At 62.1% G+C, this 17,442-nt stretch carries 19 protein-coding genes; 14 read left to right on the top strand and 5 right to left on the bottom strand.

From position 1 onward, the window contains the following. The first annotated feature begins 99 nt into the window (after positions 1-99). The 11 genes from ccmA to AD663_RS19065 all read left to right on the top strand — a co-directional run bounded on the left by ccmA (position 100) and on the right by AD663_RS19065 (position 9,962). A complete protein-coding gene (gene ccmA, locus AD663_RS19115; RefSeq protein ID WP_053214355.1) occupies positions 100-735 on the top strand; it encodes a cytochrome c biogenesis heme-transporting ATPase CcmA in 636 nt (211 codons plus the stop codon). Beyond that, positions 732-1,400: a heme exporter protein CcmB gene (gene ccmB / locus AD663_RS19110; RefSeq protein WP_003183957.1), complete on the top strand. Its 669-nt coding sequence runs from the start codon at positions 732-734 to the stop codon at positions 1,398-1,400. The genes ccmA and ccmB overlap by 4 nt, the downstream gene beginning before the upstream one ends. A 95-nt stretch (positions 1,401-1,495) precedes the next feature. After that, positions 1,496-2,251 (top strand): heme ABC transporter permease, encoded by a 756-nt coding sequence (locus AD663_RS19105; protein WP_003183956.1) that lies wholly within the window; start codon positions 1,496-1,498, stop codon positions 2,249-2,251. Then, on the top strand, positions 2,248-2,424 hold the full coding sequence (gene ccmD, locus AD663_RS19100; RefSeq protein WP_003183954.1) for a heme exporter protein CcmD: 177 nt from the start codon (positions 2,248-2,250) through the stop codon (positions 2,422-2,424). The genes AD663_RS19105 and ccmD overlap by 4 nt, the downstream gene beginning before the upstream one ends. Next, positions 2,421-2,876: a cytochrome c maturation protein CcmE gene (gene ccmE / locus AD663_RS19095; RefSeq protein WP_003183952.1), complete on the top strand. Its 456-nt coding sequence runs from the start codon at positions 2,421-2,423 to the stop codon at positions 2,874-2,876. The genes ccmD and ccmE overlap by 4 nt, the downstream gene beginning before the upstream one ends. 3 nt (positions 2,877-2,879) lie before the next feature. Next, complete coding sequence (locus AD663_RS19090; RefSeq protein ID WP_053214354.1) at positions 2,880-4,868, top strand: heme lyase CcmF/NrfE family subunit; 1,989 nt, start codon at positions 2,880-2,882, stop codon at positions 4,866-4,868. After that, positions 4,865-5,401, top strand: a complete 537-nt coding sequence (locus tag AD663_RS19085; RefSeq protein ID WP_053214353.1) for a DsbE family thiol:disulfide interchange protein — start codon at positions 4,865-4,867, stop codon at positions 5,399-5,401. Before AD663_RS19090 ends, AD663_RS19085 begins: the two co-directional genes overlap by 4 nt. After that, positions 5,398-5,871 (top strand): cytochrome c-type biogenesis protein, encoded by a 474-nt coding sequence (locus AD663_RS19080; protein WP_003183946.1) that lies wholly within the window; start codon positions 5,398-5,400, stop codon positions 5,869-5,871. Before AD663_RS19085 ends, AD663_RS19080 begins: the two co-directional genes overlap by 4 nt. After that, a complete protein-coding gene (gene ccmI / locus AD663_RS19075; RefSeq protein ID WP_053214352.1) occupies positions 5,864-7,066 on the top strand; it encodes a c-type cytochrome biogenesis protein CcmI in 1,203 nt (400 codons plus the stop codon). The genes AD663_RS19080 and ccmI overlap by 8 nt, the downstream gene beginning before the upstream one ends. 14 nt (positions 7,067-7,080) lie before the next feature. Next, on the top strand, positions 7,081-7,488 hold the full coding sequence (locus tag AD663_RS19070) for a hypothetical protein (protein ID WP_003183942.1): 408 nt from the start codon (positions 7,081-7,083) through the stop codon (positions 7,486-7,488). A gap of 380 nt (positions 7,489-7,868) precedes the next feature. Beyond that, the gene (locus AD663_RS19065; RefSeq protein ID WP_053214351.1) at positions 7,869-9,962 is read left to right on the top strand and encodes an LTA synthase family protein; all 2,094 of its coding nucleotides are present in this window, start codon (positions 7,869-7,871) and stop codon (positions 9,960-9,962) included. Positions 9,963-10,022: 60 nt separating this feature from the next. On the opposite strand, the gene AD663_RS28545 is transcribed toward AD663_RS19065, so the two are convergent. Next, positions 10,023-10,175, bottom strand: a complete 153-nt coding sequence (locus AD663_RS28545) for a DUF3309 family protein (RefSeq protein WP_003183939.1) — start codon at positions 10,173-10,175, stop codon at positions 10,023-10,025. A gap of 313 nt (positions 10,176-10,488) precedes the next feature. Here AD663_RS28545 and AD663_RS19060 point away from each other — a divergent pair, with 313 nt between their 5' ends. From AD663_RS19060 to csrA, 3 genes are all read left to right on the top strand, one after another. Then, entirely contained in the window at positions 10,489-11,304 is an 816-nt protein-coding gene (locus AD663_RS19060; protein WP_053214350.1) for an SDR family oxidoreductase, read from the top strand. 55 nt (positions 11,305-11,359) lie between these two features. After that, the gene (locus AD663_RS19055; protein WP_053214365.1) at positions 11,360-11,692 is read left to right on the top strand and encodes a YnfA family protein; all 333 of its coding nucleotides are present in this window, start codon (positions 11,360-11,362) and stop codon (positions 11,690-11,692) included. A gap of 151 nt (positions 11,693-11,843) precedes the next feature. After that, complete coding sequence (gene csrA / locus AD663_RS19050; protein ID WP_003183934.1) at positions 11,844-12,044, top strand: carbon storage regulator CsrA; 201 nt, start codon at positions 11,844-11,846, stop codon at positions 12,042-12,044. On the opposite strand, the gene AD663_RS19045 is transcribed toward csrA, so the two are convergent. The 4 genes from AD663_RS19045 to AD663_RS19030 form a co-directional block, all read right to left on the bottom strand. After that, positions 12,033-12,260 (bottom strand): YheU family protein, encoded by a 228-nt coding sequence (locus AD663_RS19045; protein WP_003183933.1) that lies wholly within the window; start codon positions 12,258-12,260, stop codon positions 12,033-12,035. The genes csrA and AD663_RS19045 overlap by 12 nt on opposite strands. Positions 12,261-12,477: 217 nt before the next feature. Further along, entirely contained in the window at positions 12,478-13,668 is a 1,191-nt protein-coding gene (locus AD663_RS19040) for an osmoprotectant NAGGN system M42 family peptidase (RefSeq protein WP_003183931.1), read from the bottom strand. A gap of 176 nt (positions 13,669-13,844) precedes the next feature. Beyond that, positions 13,845-15,590 carry an N-acetylglutaminylglutamine synthetase gene (gene ngg, locus AD663_RS19035; RefSeq protein ID WP_003183929.1) on the bottom strand — a complete coding sequence of 582 codons (1,746 nt, stop codon included), beginning with the start codon at positions 15,588-15,590 and terminating at the stop codon, positions 13,845-13,847. Positions 15,591-15,593: 3 nt separating this feature from the next. Beyond that, positions 15,594-17,366, bottom strand: a complete 1,773-nt coding sequence (locus AD663_RS19030) for an N-acetylglutaminylglutamine amidotransferase (RefSeq protein ID WP_053214349.1) — start codon at positions 17,364-17,366, stop codon at positions 15,594-15,596. Between the last annotated feature and the right edge of the window lie 76 nt (positions 17,367-17,442).

The raw sequence follows: 17,442 nt of genomic DNA, 5'->3' as shown, positions 1-17,442 counted from the left end.
TTGACGCAGCTCTGTGGAACAGGCCGTCAATGCATCTATGCTGCATCTCTTTAACGGCTGCTGCACCGCCGACTTGAACCGTATAAGGCCCTCGATCCCTTGACCAGTCCTCTTTTGCAAACCGTCGGCCTCGCCTGTGAGCGAGACTTGCGGCTGCTTTTCGAAAATCTCGAATTGAGACTCTCCCAAGGCGATATGGTGCAAGTCAGTGGCCCCAACGGCAGCGGCAAGACCAGCCTGTTGCGCCTGTTGGCCGGGTTGATGCAACCGACCGCCGGCCAGGTATTGCTCAATGGCCAGCCCTTGCAGGACCAGCGCAGCGAATTGGCGCGCAACCTGCTCTGGATTGGCCACGCCGCAGGGATCAAGGACCTGCTGACGCCCGAGGAAAACCTCAGCTGGCTCTGCGCGCTGCACCGGCCGGTCGGCCGCGAAGCCATCTGGCAGGCGTTGGCGATGGTCGGATTGCGCGGTTTCGAAGACGTGCCGTGCCACACCCTTTCCGCCGGCCAGCAGCGCCGCGTGGCGCTGGCCCGTCTGTACCTGGACAGCCCGCCGCTGTGGATTCTCGACGAGCCTTTCACCGCCCTGGATAAACAGGGCGTGGCGCAGTTGGAGGAGCACTTGGCGCGGCACTGCGAAACGGGCGGCATGGTGCTCTTGACCACTCACCACACCTTGTCGCGGATGCCATCCGGCTATCGCAGCATCGATCTGGGAACCCGGGCCTTATGAGTGTGTTTGGCTTGTTACTGGCCCGCGAGGCGCGCCTGCTGTTCCGTCGTCCGGCGGAACTGGCCAACCCCTTGGTGTTCTTTGCGATCGTTATCGCACTGTTCCCATTGGCGGTCGGCCCGGAGACTCAATTGTTGCAAACCTTGTCTCCAGGACTGGTCTGGGTGGCAGCGCTTTTGTCGGTCCTGCTCTCGCTGGACGGGCTTTTCCGCAGTGATTTCGAAGACGGTTCCCTGGAGCAGTGGGTCCTTTCGTCGCACCCCCTGGCCCTTCTGGTTTTAGCCAAGGTACTGGCACACTGGGTTTTTTCCGGCCTGGCGCTGGTACTGCTTTCGCCGTTGCTGGCGATGATGCTGGGCTTGCCTGCCGCCTGCATGCCAGTGCTGCTGGTGTCGCTGCTGCTGGGCACGCCGGTACTGAGCTTGCTCGGCGCGGTGGGCGCGGCATTGACGGTGGGATTGAAGCGTGGCGGTCTGTTGCTGGCCTTGCTGATCCTGCCGCTGTATATCCCGGTATTGATCCTGGGCAGCGGTGCCTTGCAGGCGGCGTTGCAGGGCATGCCGGCGACCGGTTATCTGCTGTGGCTCGGGAGCCTGACCGCCCTGGCGATAACCCTGACACCCTTTGCAATAGCCGCTGGCCTGAAGATCAGCGTCGGCGAATAATAACGAGGCCTGGTCAAAAATTGACCGCTTCCCTTGAAGTAAAGGCCACCCCGGCGGTTCGTGATGGCGAGCCGCAACCGTGATTGGAAACAGCAATGAACTGGACCTGGTTTCATAAGCTCGGCTCACCCAAGTGGTTCTACGGCATCAGCGGCAAGTTGTTGCCTTGGTTGAGCGTCGCTGCTCTGCTGCTGATTGGCTCCGGCGTGGTCTGGGGCCTGGCGTTCGCGCCGCCGGATTACCAGCAAGGCAACAGCTTTCGCATCATTTATATCCACGTTCCCACCGCGATGCTGGCCCAGTCTATCTACGTGATGCTGGCGGTGTGCGGCGTGGTCGGGCTGGTGTGGAAAATGAAACTGGCCGACGTCGCCCTGCAATGCGCCGCGCCCATTGGCGCCTGGATGACGGCGGTGGCGCTGGTCACTGGCGCGATCTGGGGCAAGCCGACCTGGGGTTCATGGTGGGTCTGGGATGCCCGACTGACGTCGATGCTTATCCTGCTGTTCCTGTACTTCGGTCTTATTGCGTTGGGCAACGCCATCAGCAATCGTGACAGCGCCGCCAAGGCGTGTGCGGTGCTGGCGATTGTCGGGGTGATCAACATCCCGATCATCAAGTATTCGGTGGAGTGGTGGAACACCCTGCACCAGGGCGCGACCTTCACCCTCACGGAAAAACCGGCGATGCCCGTCGAAATGTGGCTGCCGCTGTTGCTCACGGTGCTGGGTTTCTATTGTTTCTTCGGCGCGGTGCTGCTGCTGCGCATGCGCCTGGAAGTGCTCAAGCGTGAATCCCGCGCCAGTTGGGTGAAGGCCGAAGTACAAAACAGCCTGGAGGCCGCTCGATGAGTTTCGCTTCATTCGGCGATTTCCTCGCCATGGGCCATCATGGCCTGTATGTCTGGTCAGCCTACGGCATCTGCCTGGCGGTCGTGGCCCTCAACGTGGCGGTGCCGATCCTGGCCCGCAAGCGGTATCTGCAACAAGAGGCGCGTCGTCTGCGCCGGGAGAACGGTCAGTGAATCCGCTGCGCAAAAAACGTCTTGTCATCATCCTGGCGATCCTGGTGGGTGTCGGTGCCGCGGTCGGCTTGGCCTTGAGCGCCCTGCAGCAGAACATCAACCTGTTCTACACCCCGACCCAGATCGCCAATGGCGAAGCCCCCAAGGACACGCGTATCCGCGCGGGCGGCATGGTGGAGAAGGGCTCCCTGGTGCGCTCCGGGGATTCGCTGGACGTGAAATTCAACGTCACCGATTTCAGCAAGACCGTGACCATCACCTATCGCGGCATCCTCCCGGACCTGTTTCGCGAAGGACAGGGCATCGTCGCCCTCGGCAAGCTCAACGCCGACGGCGTGGTGGTGGCCGATGAAGTGCTGGCCAAGCACGATGAAAAATACATGCCGCCGGAAGTGACCAAGGCATTGAAAGACAGCGGCCAGTCGGCGCCCGCTCCCGCGAAGGAGGGTTGATCGATGACCACCGGTATTTTTATTCCAGAACTTGGCCATCTGGCGATGATCCTGGCCTTGTGCTTTTCCCTGGTACAAGCCGTGGTGCCGTTGCTCGGTGCCTGGCGCGGCGACCGTTTGTGGATGAGCCTGGCCCAGCCAGCAGCGTGGGGCCAGTTCGCGTTCATGGTGTTTGCTTTCGGTTGCCTGACCTACGCGTTCATGACCGACGATTTTTCCGTGGCCTACGTCGCCAGCAACTCCAACAGCGCCTTGCCCTGGTACTACAAGTTCAGCGCAGTGTGGGGTGCCCATGAAGGCTCGCTGCTGCTCTGGGCGTTGATCCTCGCCGGCTGGACCTTTGCGGTCTCGGTGTTTTCCCGACAATTGCCCCAAGTGATGCTGGCCCGGGTGCTGGCGGTGATGGGCATGATCAGCACCGGTTTCCTGCTGTTCCTGATCGTCACCTCCAACCCATTCGAGCGCATCCTGCCCCAGGTGCCGATGGACGGCCGCGACCTCAATCCGTTGCTGCAGGACATCGGCCTGATCGTCCACCCGCCGATGCTTTATATGGGCTACGTGGGCTTCTCGGTGGCCTTCTCCTTCGCCATCGCCGCGTTGCTCGGTGGCCGTCTCGACGCCGCCTGGGCTCGCTGGTCCCGCCCTTGGACCATCGTCGCCTGGGCCTTCCTCGGCATCGGCATCACCCTCGGTTCGTGGTGGGCCTATTACGAACTCGGCTGGGGCGGCTGGTGGTTCTGGGACCCGGTGGAGAATGCCTCCTTCATGCCTTGGCTCGTCGGTACAGCGCTGATCCACTCATTGGCGGTCACGGAAAAACGTGGCGTGTTCAAGAGCTGGACTGTGCTGCTGGCCATCGCGGCGTTCTCCCTGAGCTTGCTGGGGACCTTCCTTGTCCGCTCCGGCGTGCTCACATCGGTGCATGCCTTCGCCTCGGATCCCGAGCGCGGCGTGTTCATCCTGATGTTCCTGCTATTCGTCGTTGGCGGTTCGCTGACCTTGTTCGCCCTGCGTGCGCCGGTGGTGAAAAGCCAAGTCGGCTTCAACCTCTGGTCGCGGGAAACCCTGCTGCTGGGCAACAACCTGGTGCTGGTGGTGGCCGCGTCGATGATCCTGCTGGGCACGCTGTACCCGCTGGTGCTCGATGCGTTGTCCGGCGCCAAGCTGTCGGTCGGCCCGCCGTACTTCAATGCGCTGTTCATTCCGCTGATGGCGATCCTGATGGTGGTGATGGCGATCGGCGTGCTGGTGCGCTGGAAAGACACGCCAGTCAAATGGCTGTTGGGCATGTTGACCCCGGTGTTGTTAGGTACTGCCGCACTGGCCGTGGTGGCCGGCATCGCCTATGGCGATTTCAACTGGGCGGTGCTGGCGACATTCGTGCTGGCGGCCTGGGTGTTGCTGGCCGGCGTACGGGACATCTTCGACAAGACCCGTCACAAAGGTCTGATCAAGGGCCTGCCGACCCTGACCCGTAGCTACTGGGGCATGCAGGTCGCCCACCTGGGCATCGCCGTCTGCGCCCTGGGCGTGGTCTTGTCCAGCCAGAACAGCGCCGAACGCGACCTGCGCCTGGCACCGGGCGAGTCCATGGACCTGGGGGGCTATCAGTTCGTGTTCGAGGGCGCCAAGCATTTCGAGGGCCCGAACTTCACGTCCGACAAAGGCACCGTTCGGGTCATTCGCGACGGCCAGGAGATCACTGTGCTGCACCCGGAGAAACGCCTCTACACCGTGCAAAACTCGGTAATGACCGAAGCCGGGATCGATGCCGGTTTCACCCGCGACCTCTACGTGGCCCTGGGGGAATCCCTCGGTGATGGCGCGTGGGCGGTGCGGGTTCACGTCAAGCCGTTCGTGCGCTGGATCTGGTTCGGTGGCTTGCTCACCGGCCTGGGCGGGGTGTTGGCGGCGCTGGATCGTCGTTATCGAGTCAAAGTGAAGGCCCGGGTGCGTGAGACCCTGGGCATGACGGGAGCCGCTGCATGAAACGTTGGTTGATGCTGGTGCCGCTGGCACTGTTTCTGTTGATGGCGGTGTTTTTGTATCGGGGGCTTTACCTGAACCCGAGCGAGTTGCCCTCGGCGATGATCGGCAAGCCGTTCCCCGAGTTTTCCCTGCCGTCGGTGCAGGGCGACAAGACCCTGACCCGCGCCGACCTGCTGGGCAAGCCGGCGCTGGTCAACGTATGGGGCACCTGGTGCATTTCCTGCCGGGTCGAGCATCCGGTGCTGAATAAGCTGGCCCAGAACGGCGTGGTGATCTACGGCGTGAACTACAAGGACGTCAATGCCGATGCCTTGAAGTGGCTCACCGAATTCCACAACCCCTATCAATTGGACATCCGTGATGAAGAGGGCTCTTTGGGCCTGAACCTGGGCGTCTACGGGGCACCGGAAACCTTTTTCATCGACGCCAAGGGCGTGATCCGCGACAAGTATGTCGGCGTGATCGATGAGCAGGCCTGGCGCGAGAAACTGGCCGCCAAATATCAGGCACTGGTGGACGAGGCCAAGCCATGAAGCGTTGGTTAGCCGCCGCCATCCTCGGGTTGAGCCTCGTCGGCGTGGCCCACGCCGCCATCGACACCTATGAATTCGCCAACGAGGGCGAGCGTGATCGGTTTCGTGAGCTGACCAAGGAACTGCGCTGCCCCAAATGCCAGAACCAGGACATCGCCGACTCCAACGCGCCGATTGCCGCTGACTTGCGCAAGGAAATCTTCCGCATGCTCGGCGAGGGCAAGGACAACCAGCAGATCATCGATTTCATGGTGGATCGCTACGGTGAGTTCGTGCGTTACAACCCGGCCCTGTCCTCCAAGACCGCGCTGCTCTGGTTCGGCCCTGCCGGGCTGTTGCTCGGCGGTTTCGTCGTCATTGCCGTGATCGTGCGCCGCCGCCGGGTCCAGCGCAGTGCCGCTCCGGACACGCTTTCCGTCGAAGAGCGCCAGCGCCTCGACCAACTGTTGGATAAGACCAAGCATGATTGATTTCTGGCTCGCCGCAGGTCTGCTGCTGCTTATTGCCCTGAGTTTCCTGTTGATCCCTGTACTGCGCGGTCGTCGCGCCCAACTCGAAGAGGACCGTACCGCGCTCAACGTGGCGCTGTATCAAGAGCGGGTCGCCGAGCTACAGGCCGAGCGAGAGGAGGGTGTGCTCAATGCGGCGCAACTGGACACCGGTCGCGCCGAGGCTGCCCGTGAACTGCTCGCCGACACCGAGGGCGCCGATGCGCCACGGGAGTCGCGCATGGGCAAACCCTTGCCACTGCTCGCCGCAGTATTAGTGCCCTTGTTGGGCCTGGGGCTGTATCTGCATTTTGGCGCCAGCGACAAGGTCGAGCTGACCCGCGAATTCGCCCAGGCGCCACAATCGATGGAAGAAATGACCCTGCGCCTGGAACGTGCGGTGGCGGCGCAGCCGGAGAACGCCGAGGGCTTGTATTTCCTCGGGCGCACCTACATGGCCCAGGATCGTCCCGCGGATGCGGCAAAGATCTTCGAGCGCACCGTGGCGGTGGCGGGTAAACAACCGGAGCTGCTGGGCCAATGGGCCCAGGCGCAATATTTCGCCGATGGCAAGAAATGGTCGGACAAGGTCCAGGCCCTGACCGACGAAGCGCTGAAGCTCGATCCCAAGGAAGTCACCAGCCTTGGCCTGTTGGGCATCGCCGCGTTCGAAGGCGAGCGCTACCAGGAGGCGGTCGATTATTGGGGGCGTCTGCTCGCTGAACTGCCCGAAGGCGACAAGTCCCGCGAAGCGTTGCAGGGGGGTATCGCCCGTGCCACCGAGAAGCTCCAGGCCAGCGGTGGCAAGGTCGCCCAGGCCCCAGCGGCCAAGGCTGCGGCACTGCTCAAGGTCCGCGTCGACCTGGCGCCGGCCCTCAAGGCCAAGGTGCAGCCGGGTGACAGCGTGTTTATCTTCGCCCGTGCGGTTTCCGGTCCGCCTGCGCCGTTGGCCGCCAAGCGCCTGACCGTTGGCGATCTGCCCGCGACCGTAGAACTGGGCGACGCAGACGCGATGATGCCGCAGCTGAAACTGTCGAACTTCCCTGAAGTCCAACTGGTGGCGCGCATTTCCCGGGCCGGTCAACCGACCGCCGGTGAGTGGATCGGCCGCAGCCAGCCCTTGGCGAGCAGCACCACCGCGCAGCAACAACTGACCATCGATAGCCCGGACCAATAACAGGAATTCGCACCATGACCGCCATCGCTCGTATCACCCTGCTCACGCTCGTCTTGGGCCTGAGCGCTTGTGCGGTCCAGCGTCCGCCGGAGCCTTCGACACCGCTGCCACCTATCCCGCCTTCGACGCCGACCACCAAGCCTGGCCCGTCCACCCCGCCAGGCAAGCCCGTCACTCCGAACAAGCCGGCCAAGCCGGTGCCGCGCACCTCCGCCAGTTTCGCTCCGCCACCGGGCGGCAACAGTCATTGGGACGCCAAGCTTGGGGTGTACGTGCTGGATAACCAGACCAATACCTTCTATCGCCAGCGCACCTATTACCGCTGGAACAACGGCTGGAGCCGCTCCGTCAGCCCCAATGGCCCTTGGGAAGACACCACCATCGAAGGCGTGCCGGCGGGCCTTGGGCGCCAGTTCCACTGACACCGATAACCCCGGTGGCGAGGGAGCTTGTTCCCGCTGGGCTGCGCAGCAGCCCAATGCACTCCGCCAGTTATAAGGTTTGTTTTGCCAGGGGTTTTACGACTGCTTCGCAGTCGAGCAAGAGCAAGCTCCCTCGCCACGAAAGCTCGGATCAACGGTGATCGGGGCTTTTTGTGTTTCTGAATATTCATTGAACGAAATTTTCACAAAATCTTGCGGACAATCCCCGCGCCTTATCGCCGTCGGTTATTTAATGGCAATGAAGTAGCTGTTCGTGCAACATTTGCCCACTCGCGCAAGCCCCGGGGCCATGCATTGGCCAACAGAGGGCGCGCCGTTGTTCTTTTTGTCACTTCAACTCCAATAGGTCCTTAAACGACATGGCAATCCCGGACGCCCTGAGTCAGCAGCGCACCACGCAACGCCTGCTGCAACCGACCGTCAAATCGCACCTGGCCTACACGTTGCTCTGTGCCTTGGTGATGATGGTCATGTTCAGCCTGCTGCGCGTTGCGCTGCTGGTCTATAACCGCGAGATGATCCTCGATACCCCGGCCGCTACTTTCGTGGAGGCGTTCGTCAATGGCCTGCGTTTCGACCTGCGCCTGGTGGTGTACCTCAGCGTTCCGCTGCTGCTGGCATTGTTCAGCGCACGGGCCATGGCCGCACGCGGGTTCTTCCGTTTCTGGCTGACCGTCACCTCCAGCATCGCGCTGTTCCTGGGCCTGATGGAGATGGACTTCTACCGTGAATTCCACCAGCGCCTCAACGGCCTGGTCTTCCAGTATGTGAAGGAAGACCCGAAAACCGTGATGAGCATGCTCTGGTACGGTTTTCCGGTGGTGCGCTACCTGCTGGCCTGGGCCGGCGGCACCATTATCCTGAGCCTGGCATTCAAGGGCGCCGACCGTGCGACCCGTCCACGTGGGCCTTTCAGCGGTGGCAGCATCGGCACCCGGCAGATCGCCCCGTGGTACGGGCGTGTCGCGGTGTTTGTCGTCTGTTTGCTGGTCGCTGTGATTGCCGCCCGTGGCACCCTGCGCCAAGGGCCGCCCCTGCGTTGGGGGGATGTCTACACCACCGATTCGAACTTCGCCAACCAGTTGGGCCTCAACGGTACGCTGTCATTGGTAGCCGCAGCCAAGAGCCGGATGTCCGAAGACCGCGACAATATCTGGAAAGCCACCCTTGACCAGTCGCAGGCACAGCAGACCGTGCGCGACATGCTGGTGATGCCCGACGACAAGCTGGTGGATGCCGGCACCGCCGCCGTACGCCGTGACTATACGCCGCTGGCGGACAAGACCCTGCCGATCAAGAACGTGGTCGTGATCCTGATGGAAAGCATGGCCGGTCACTCGGTGGGCGCCCTGGGCGCGCCGGGCAACATCACGCCTTACCTGGACAAACTGTCCAAGGAAGGCCTGCTGTTCGACCGCTTCTTCTCCAACGGCACCCATACCCACCAAGGCATGTTCGCCACCATGGCCTGCTTCCCGAACCTGCCGGGTTTCGAATACCTGATGCAGACGCCGGAAGGCAGCCACAAGCTGTCGGGCCTGCCGCAGTTGCTCAGCGCCCGTGACTACGACGACGTGTATGTCTACAACGGCGACTTTGCCTGGGACAACCAATCGGGCTTCTTCAGCAGCCAGGGCATGACCACCTTCATCGGGCGTAACGACTTCGTGAATCCGGTGTTTTCCGATCCAACCTGGGGCGTGTCCGACCAGGACATGTTCGACCGGGGCCTGGTGGAACTCAAGGCGCGGGAAAATGGCAAGCCGTTCTATGCCTTGCTGCAAACGCTCTCCAACCACACGCCATACGCCCTGCCGACGCCGTTGCCGGTGGAACGGGTCACCGACCGTGGCAGCCTGAACGAACACCTGACCGCCATGCGTTATGCCGATTGGGCGCTGGGCCAGTTCTTCGAGAAGGCCCGCAAGGAGCCTTACTTCAAGGAAACCCTGTTCATCGTGGTCGGCGACCATGGCTTCGGCAACGAACGGCAGATCACCGAAATGGACCTGGGGCGTTTCAACGTGCCGATGCTGATGATCGGCCCGGGCATCCAGGAAAAATTCGGCCAGCGTAACCACACCGTGGGCACTCAGGTCGATATCGTGCCGACCATCATGGGCCGCCTCGGCGGGCAAGTGCGCAACCAGTGCTGGGGCCGTGACTTGTTGAACCTGCCGCAAGGCGATACCGGTTTTGGCGTGATCAAGCCTTCGGGCAGCGAACAGACCACGGCGATCATCCGCGACGATCGGATCCTGGTCCTGCCCAAGGAAAAGGAAATGCCGCCGAAGATGTACCGCTATGAATTGGGCGCCAATCCCCACGCTGAAATCATCCCGGATGCACCGGACACTGCGAAGATGAAGCAGCAACTTGAATCGTTCCTGCAAACCGCGACGAAGAGCTTGCTGGATAACACCGCGGGTGTCGTTGACGGTAAACCGGACTGAACACCGACGCGCATAAAAAAAGAGGCCTTCAAGGCCTCTTTTTTTATGCTGCTTAGTGCGTCATATCTTGCCAAGCAATAGCAGGACCAACAGCACCACCAATACGACACCAATGATGCCGGACGGGCCGTAACCCCAACTTCTGGAGTGCGGGAAGACCGGCAGGCCACCGATCAGCAGGAGGATCAGGATAATGATAAGAATCGTGCCCATTGTAGATTTCCTTATTTGGTCGGTTCTGGAGTGATTGCAACTTTCAACTGCCAGCGCGCATGCAATGAATCCGGGCGGCTTAATAAGTCCGACCGTAACGTCCTGTAAAAAATTCAATGTTTTTTGATGCTTGAACTTGATGGAAGCCAACCCCGTGCCAAGGGAGCCAGCTTCCTTGCCACGGGGCCCCAATAGAGTCTTCAAGACCTATTACGGTTTGCCGCGGCCATTCACCAATCTGATGGAGCGTGGGTCGGGCAGGGTCCTTCGCTACACTCGGCCTATCTCTCCCGGAACGACAAGGCTGTTTGCTATGCAAAATCGCATGATGATCACTGGTGCCGGCTCTGGCCTGGGTCGCGAAATCGCGCTGCGCTGGGCCCGTGAAGGTTGGCGCCTGGCCTTGTCGGATGTCAGTGAACCAGGCCTTCAGGAAACCCTGAAGCAAGTCCGCAGCGCCGGCGGTGACGGTTTCATCCAGCGCTGCGATGTGCGCGACTACAGCCAATTGACGGCGTTTGCCCAGGCTTGTGAAGAAAAGCTCGGTGGCATCGACATCATCGTCAATAACGCCGGTGTGGCCTCGGGTGGATTTTTCAGCGAGCTCTCCCTGGAGGATTGGGACTGGCAGATCGCAATCAACCTGATGGGCGTGGTCAAGGGATGCAAGGCGTTCCTGCCGCTGCTGGAGAAAAGCCGCGGCAAGATCATCAACATCGCCTCCATGGCGGCCTTGATGCAGGGGCCGGCCATGAGCAACTACAACGTGGCCAAGGCCGGTGTGGTGGCATTGTCGGAGAGTTTGCTGGTCGAGCTGGCCCAGCAGGAAATTGGCGTACACGTTGTCTGCCCGTCCTTCTTCCAGACCAACTTGTTGGACTCGTTCCGTGGCCCGACCCCGGCGATGAAAGCCCAGGTGGGTAAATTGCTGGAAAGCTCACCGATCAGCGCTGCCGATATCGCGGATTACATCTTCGAGCAGGTCGCCCAAGGCCAATTCATGATCCTGCCCCATGAACAGGGCCGGATGGCATGGGCGATGAAGCAGAAAAATCCCCAGTTGCTGTACGACGAAATGACCGTCATGGCAGACAAGATGCGCGCCAAGGCCCGTCACACCCCAGGTTGACCGCCGGGCCCGGTGTCCTCAGGATGGCGCCATTCGCCTTCTGATGGACACCTGCATGCTCAATTACCTGTGGTTCCTACTTGCGGCGTTATTTGAGATCGCCGGCTGCTATGCCTTCTGGATGTGGCTGCGCCAGGGCAAGAGCGCCTGGTGGATCGCGCCGGCGCTGCTCAGTCTCACTTTGTTCGCCCTGTTGCTGACCCGCATCGAAGCGACCTACGCCGGCCGCGCATACGCTGCCTATGGCGGCATCTATATCATCGCCTCGATCGGCTGGCTGGCGGTGGTGGAGCGGGTGCGACCGCTGGGTTCCGACTGGGTGGGCGTGGCGCTCTGTGTGCTGGGGGCAAGCGTGATTCTGTTCGGCCCGCGGTTCTCTGCTTCGTGAAGCGAGGCGCGGTCTGACAGAGTTTTGCAGGACGTTTCCTTCAGTCGCGAGAGCTTTGCTTGTAGGGCTTTACTGAATTCTCGCGGGTGCCTTGAGAACATGAAGCGGGCCGGGCATGGTCTAGGTCCAGACATTCTTAAGGACAAGAACCATGCTCGTATTAAGCCGCGCCGTGGGTGAGTTGATTTCCATTGGCGACGATATTTCGGTCCGAGTGCTGTCGATCAACGGCGGCACCGTGCGTTTTGGCGTGGAAGCGCCCCGGCACGTCGATGTCCATCGCTCGGAAATCTACGAAAAGATCCAGAAGAAAAAGGCCCACGCCGCTCGCAGGGCCTGTTCAGTCGAATAGGTGCTTGGGCACGTCGTGCTTGAGCATCAGTTGGCACTGTTCGCTGTCGGGGTCGAAGACGATCATCGCCTGGCCTTTGGTCAAGGCCTGCCTGACCCGTAGCACCCGAGTCTCCAGGGGCGTGTCGTCACCGTTGTCGGTGCCGTCGCGGGTCACGAAATCCTCGATCAGGCGAGTGAGCGTGTCGACTTCGAGTTGGTCGTAGGGGATGAGCATGGGGTACCTCGGCTAGACAATAGGGCGATGCTACGGCCAATGGGCTTTTGCGGCTAGCCTGTGGTTTTTCGGTCACTGCATATCCTTGTGGGAGCGGGCTTGCTCGCGAAAGTGGTGGGTCAGTTTGCGCCAATGCTGCCTGTGCCGCCGTCTTCGCGAGCAAGCCCGCTCCCACAGTAGGATTTCGATACACCCGCGAACCATGTCGTTAGCTGGATCAGTTCTCTGACCGCTGCCCAATCAAGCTGTCCACTGACGGCACCCGGGTATCACTTTCCATCTGCGCATCATGCTCGATCTGGTGGCTGAAGCGGTCCAGCGAGCCCTGGGCCGGTTGCGCGTCGCTGGCGAACACCGGCGGGCTGAGGATGTAGGCGCCGAGCAGGCGGCTGAGGGCGGCCAGGCTGTCGATGTGGGTGCGTTCGTAGCCATGGGTGGCGTCGCAGCCGAAGGCGAGCAGGGCGGTGCGGATGTCATGGCCGGCAGTGATGGCCGAATGGGCATCGCTGAAGTAATAGCGAAACAGGTCGCGGCGCGCCGGTAGCTCGTTCTCCTTGGCCAGTTTCAGCAAGTGCCGTGACAGGTGATAGTCGTAAGGCCCCCCGGAATCCTGCATGGCCACACTGACCGCATGCTCGCTGGAGTGCTGCCCGGGCGCGACCGGGGCGATGTCGATGCCCACGAACTCACTGACGTCCCAGGGCAGTGCCGCCGCCGCGCCGCTGCCGGTTTCCTCGGTGATGGTGAACAGGGGATGGCAGTCGATCAGCAGCTCTTCGCCGCTGTCGACAATCGCCTTGAGCGCCGCCAGCAGCGCGGCGACACCGGCCTTGTCGTCCAGGTGGCGGGCACTGATGTGGCCGCTTTCGGTGAACTCCGGCAGGGGATCGAAGGCGACATAGTCGCCGATGCCCACGCCCAGGGTTTCGCAGTCGGCACGGGTGGTGCAGTAGGCATCCAGGCGCAGCTCGATGTGGTCCCAACTGATGGGCATTTCATCCACGGCGGTGTTGAAGGCGTGCCCGGACGCCATCAAGGGCAGCACGCTGCCACGAATCACGCCAGTGTCGGTAAACAGGCTGACCCGACTGCCTTCGGCAAACCGGCTGGACCAGCAGCCCACCGGGGCCAGGGTCAGGCGACCGTTGTCCTTGATGGCGCGCACCGAGGCCCCGATGGTGTCCAGGTGCGCCGACACGGCGCGGTCGGGGCTGCTCTTGCGGCCCTTGAGGGTGGCGCGGATCGTGCCACGGCGAGTCATTTCAAAAGGAATGCCCAGTTCCTCAAGCCGTTCGGCGACATAGCGCACGATGGTGTCGGTGAAGCCGGTGGGGCTGGGAATGGCGAGCATCTCCAGCAAGACTTTTTGCAGGTATTCGAGATCCGGTTCGGGAATTTTGCTGATCATGGAAATTCCTCGGAATATTAAGTAGGGGGAAACCTGTGGCGAGGGAGCTTGCTCCCGCTCGACCGCGAAGCGGTTGCCATCATAGTGTCCGGGTCTATCCAGAAAACCTGGACACCCATGGAGGCGCTGCCTCGCAGCCCAGCGGGAGCAAGCTCCCTCGCCACGGTAGAAAAAGCTCAGGCCACCGCTTGGCTATGGGGAAACAACAAATCCACAAAACGTTCGGCGGTGGGTTGTGGTTCGTGGTTGGCCAGGCCGGCGCGTTCGTTGGCTTCGATGAACACGTACTCGGGTCGATCGGCCGCCGGTACCAGCAGGTCGAGGCCGACCACTGGGATGTCCAACGCCCGCGCGGCGCGCACCGCCGCCTCGGCGAGGGTTGGATGAAGGATGCCGGTGACGTCCTCCAGTACCCCACCGGTGTGCAGGTTCGCCGTGCGCCGCACGAACAGATGCTCCCCGGCGGACAGTACGCTGTCATAGTCGTAACCCGCCGCGCTCAGGGTGCGCAGGGTCTCGGCGTCCATCGGGATCTTGCTTTCACCTCCCGTGGCCGCTTGCCGTCGACGGCTCTGGGCTTCGATCAATGCACCGATGGTGTGCTGGCCATCGCCGATCACCTCGGCCGGCCGCCGGATCGCCGCGGCCACCACTTCAAAACCGATGACCAGGATCCGTAAGTCCAGCCCTTCGTGGAAGCTTTCCAGCAACACACGGCTGTCGAATTGCCGAGCCGCTTCGATAGCGCTCTGCACCTGCTCGATCGTACTCAGATCCACCGCCACGCCCTGGCCCTGCTCACCGTCCAACGGCTTGACCACGATTCGCTCGTGTTCGTCGAGAAAGGCCAGATTGTCATCGGCATTACCCGCCAACTGTTGGGCCGGCAGGTTCAAACCGGCATTCTTCAGCACTTTGTGGGTCAGGCTTTTGTTCTGGCACAGGGTCATGCTAATGGCGCTGGTCAGGTCGCTCAGGGATTCGCGGCAACGGACCCGGCGACTGCCGTGGACCAGGGTGAACAACCCGGCCTCGGCGTCATCCACCTGCACGTCGATGCCGCGACGGTGCGCCTCTTCGACAATGATCCGCGCATAAGGATTGAACTGCGCTTCGGGGCCCGGCCCGAGGAACAACGGCTGGTTGATGCCATTCTTGCGTTTGATGGCAAAGGTCGAAAGGTTGCGGAAGCCGAGTTTGGCGTAGAGGTTTTTCGCCAGGCGATTGTCGTGCAGCACCGACAGGTCCAGGTAGCTCAAGCCACGGCTCATGAAGTGCTCGATCAGGTGACGCACCAATACTTCCCCGACCCCGGGCCGCGAGCAATGCGGGTCTACGGCCAGGCACCACAGGCTGCTGCCGTTTTCCGGGTCGTTGAAGGCCTTCTGGTGGTTCAGGCCCATGACGCTGCCGATCACCGCACCGGTGTCGTCGTCCTCGGCCAGCCAATAGACCGGCCCGCCCTGGTGTCGCGGGGTCAGTCGCTGTGGATCGATGGGCAGCATGCCCCGGGCTTGATAAAGCTGGTTGATGGCTTGCCAGTCGGCCTCGCTCTGGGCCCGGCGAATACGGAAGCCACGGAAGACTCGCGTGGCCTGGCGATAATCGCTGAACCACAGGCGCAAGGTGTCGGACGGATCGAGGAACAGTTGCGCCGGCTCCAGCCCCAGCACCTGCTGCGGCGCGGCGACGTACAAGGCTATGTCACGCTCGCCGGGTTGCTCGTTAAGGAGTTCCTGGGCCAGGCTCGCTGGGTCGGCAAACGTGTGGCCGATCAGCAGGCGGCCCCAGCCACAATGCACGGCAATCGGGGCAGCGTTCAATTCGCTGCCGTCTTCGGCCAGGCGTGCTTGCAAGCGCTCGTAGGAAGGCGCTTGGCCGCGCAGCAGGCGTTGGTTGTGAACGGTCGGGTGGGGTTTCATCAATCAGATTCCTTGCTCGCTGAGCCACAGGTTCAGCGCCGCCAATTGCCACAGCCTCGAGCCGCGCAACGGGGTGAGCTGGCCGTTGGGATCGGTCAGCAGGCGGTCGAGCATGGTGGGGTTGAACAAGCCACGGTCCTGGCTCGGATCCAGCAGCAATTCGCGGACCCAGGCCAGCGTGTCGCCATCCAGGTGCTTGAGGCCGGGCACCGGGAAATAGCCTTTCTTGCGGTCGATCACTTCGCTGGGGATCACCCGCCGGGCGGCTTCCTTGAGCACCTGCTTGCCGCCGTCGGGCAGCTTGAATTGCGCCGGCACCCGGGCCGAAAGTTCCACCAGCCGGTAGTCCAGGAACGGCGTCCGCGCCTCCAGGCCCCAAGCCATGGTCATGTTGTCGACTCGCTTGACCGGGTCGTCCACCAGCATCACGGTGCTGTCCAGGCGCAGGGCCTTGTCCACCGCCGCGTCGGCGCCCGGCTGGGCGAAATGTTCCTTGACGAAATCGCCGGCCGCATCGTGGTCGGTCAGCCATTTGGGCTGCACAGTGGCGGCGTATTCCTCGTAGCTGCGGTCGAAGAACGCGGCGCGATAGGCCGCGTACGGATCGCTGGCGCCGTCCACCTGCGGGTACCAGTGGTAACCGGCGAACAGTTCGTCGGCGCCCTGGCCGCTCTGCACCACTTTGCAATGCTTGGCGACTTCTCGCGACAGCAAATAGAAAGCGATGCAGTCATGGCTGACCATCGGTTCGCTCATGGCGCGGAACGCTGCAGGCAGTTGTTCGATGATCTCTTTCTCATCGATGCGCAGTTGGTGGTGATGGGTGCCGTAATGCTTGGCGATCAGGTCCGAATACTGAAACTCGTCGCCACGCTCGCCGCCGGCATCCTGGAAGCCGATGGAGAACGTCGACAGGTCTTGCACACCGACTTCCCGCAGCAGGCCAACGAGCATGCTCGAATCCACGCCGCCGGAAAGCAGCACGCCGACATCCACGGCGGCGCGCTGGCGGATGGCAACCGCTTCGCGGGTACTGTCGAGTACACGGTCGATCCAGTCTTCCAGCTTCAGGTTCTTCTCATCGTCCCGGGGGCCGTAGGGCAGGGTCCACCAGGTTTTCTGCTCGGTGGTGCCGTCGGCTTCGATGCGCATCCAAGTGGCGGGCGGCAGTTTTTCCACCCCGGCCAGCAAGGTGCGGGGTGCCGGGACCACCGCATGGAAATTCAAGTAATGGTTGAGCGCCACCGGATCGAGCATCGGGTTGATGTCACCGCCCTTGAGCAACGCCGGCAGCGCGGAGGCGAAACGCAGGCGTTGGCCGGTGCGCGACAGGTACAGCGGCTTGACGCCGAGGCGGTCGCGGGCAATGAACAGCCGCTTGGCATCGCGCTCCCAGATCGCAAAGGCGAACATGCCATTGAGTTTGGGCAGCAGCGCTTCGCCCCAGGCGTGGTAGCCCTTGAGCAGCACTTCGGTGTCGCCACCGGAATAAAAGGCGTAGCCCAAGGCTTCGAGCTCGGCTCGCAGTTCCGGGTAGTTGTAGATCGCGCCGTTGAAGGCCAGGGACAAGCCCAGCTGATTGTCGATCATGGGCTGGGCCGAGCCGTCGGACAGGTCCATGATTTTCAGACGACGGTGGCCAAGGGCAATCGGCCCCTGGCTATGGAAACCCCATGCGTCGGGGCCGCGAGGGGCCAGGTGATGGGTGATTCGCTCTACGGCCGCAAGGTCCGCAGGTTGTTGATCGAAACGTAACTCTCCAGCTAATCCGCACATAAGTCCTTACCGGTTTTTCCGTTGGGGAGGGGTCAAGCAACGCGCGCCGAAATGGCGGGTACTCTGAAACTGACCG

The organism is Pseudomonas sp. Q12-87, from assembly GCF_001269755.1.
GTDB lineage: Bacteria > Pseudomonadota > Gammaproteobacteria > Pseudomonadales > Pseudomonadaceae > Aquipseudomonas > Aquipseudomonas fluorescens_S.
Note: the sequence above shows the minus strand (reverse complement) of the source record. Positions and strands in the feature narration are given on the sequence as shown.

Excerpts from the sequence above, each read along its gene's own strand:
- ccmB (WP_003183957.1), top strand. The coding sequence starts at position 732 with ATGAGTGTGTTTGGCTTGTTACTGGCCCGCGAGGCGCGCCTGCTGTTC.
- AD663_RS19105 (WP_003183956.1), top strand. The coding sequence starts at position 1,496 with ATGAACTGGACCTGGTTTCATAAGCTCGGCTCACCCAAGTGGTTCTAC.
- ccmD (WP_003183954.1), top strand. The coding sequence starts at position 2,248 with ATGAGTTTCGCTTCATTCGGCGATTTCCTCGCCATGGGCCATCATGGC.
- AD663_RS19090 (WP_053214354.1), top strand. The coding sequence starts at position 2,880 with ATGACCACCGGTATTTTTATTCCAGAACTTGGCCATCTGGCGATGATC.
- AD663_RS19085 (WP_053214353.1), top strand. The coding sequence starts at position 4,865 with ATGAAACGTTGGTTGATGCTGGTGCCGCTGGCACTGTTTCTGTTGATG.
- AD663_RS19080 (WP_003183946.1), top strand. The coding sequence starts at position 5,398 with ATGAAGCGTTGGTTAGCCGCCGCCATCCTCGGGTTGAGCCTCGTCGGC.
- ccmI (WP_053214352.1), top strand. The coding sequence starts at position 5,864 with ATGATTGATTTCTGGCTCGCCGCAGGTCTGCTGCTGCTTATTGCCCTG.
- AD663_RS19070 (WP_003183942.1), top strand. The coding sequence starts at position 7,081 with ATGACCGCCATCGCTCGTATCACCCTGCTCACGCTCGTCTTGGGCCTG.
- AD663_RS19065 (WP_053214351.1), top strand. The coding sequence starts at position 7,869 with ATGGCAATCCCGGACGCCCTGAGTCAGCAGCGCACCACGCAACGCCTG.
- AD663_RS28545 (WP_003183939.1), bottom strand. The coding sequence starts at position 10,175 with ATGGGCACGATTCTTATCATTATCCTGATCCTCCTGCTGATCGGTGGC.
- AD663_RS19060 (WP_053214350.1), top strand. The coding sequence starts at position 10,489 with ATGCAAAATCGCATGATGATCACTGGTGCCGGCTCTGGCCTGGGTCGC.
- AD663_RS19055 (WP_053214365.1), top strand. The coding sequence starts at position 11,360 with ATGCTCAATTACCTGTGGTTCCTACTTGCGGCGTTATTTGAGATCGCC.
- csrA (WP_003183934.1), top strand. The coding sequence starts at position 11,844 with ATGCTCGTATTAAGCCGCGCCGTGGGTGAGTTGATTTCCATTGGCGAC.
- AD663_RS19045 (WP_003183933.1), bottom strand. The coding sequence starts at position 12,260 with ATGCTCATCCCCTACGACCAACTCGAAGTCGACACGCTCACTCGCCTG.
- AD663_RS19040 (WP_003183931.1), bottom strand. The coding sequence starts at position 13,668 with ATGATCAGCAAAATTCCCGAACCGGATCTCGAATACCTGCAAAAAGTC.
- ngg (WP_003183929.1), bottom strand. The coding sequence starts at position 15,590 with ATGAAACCCCACCCGACCGTTCACAACCAACGCCTGCTGCGCGGCCAA.
- AD663_RS19030 (WP_053214349.1), bottom strand. The coding sequence starts at position 17,366 with ATGTGCGGATTAGCTGGAGAGTTACGTTTCGATCAACAACCTGCGGAC.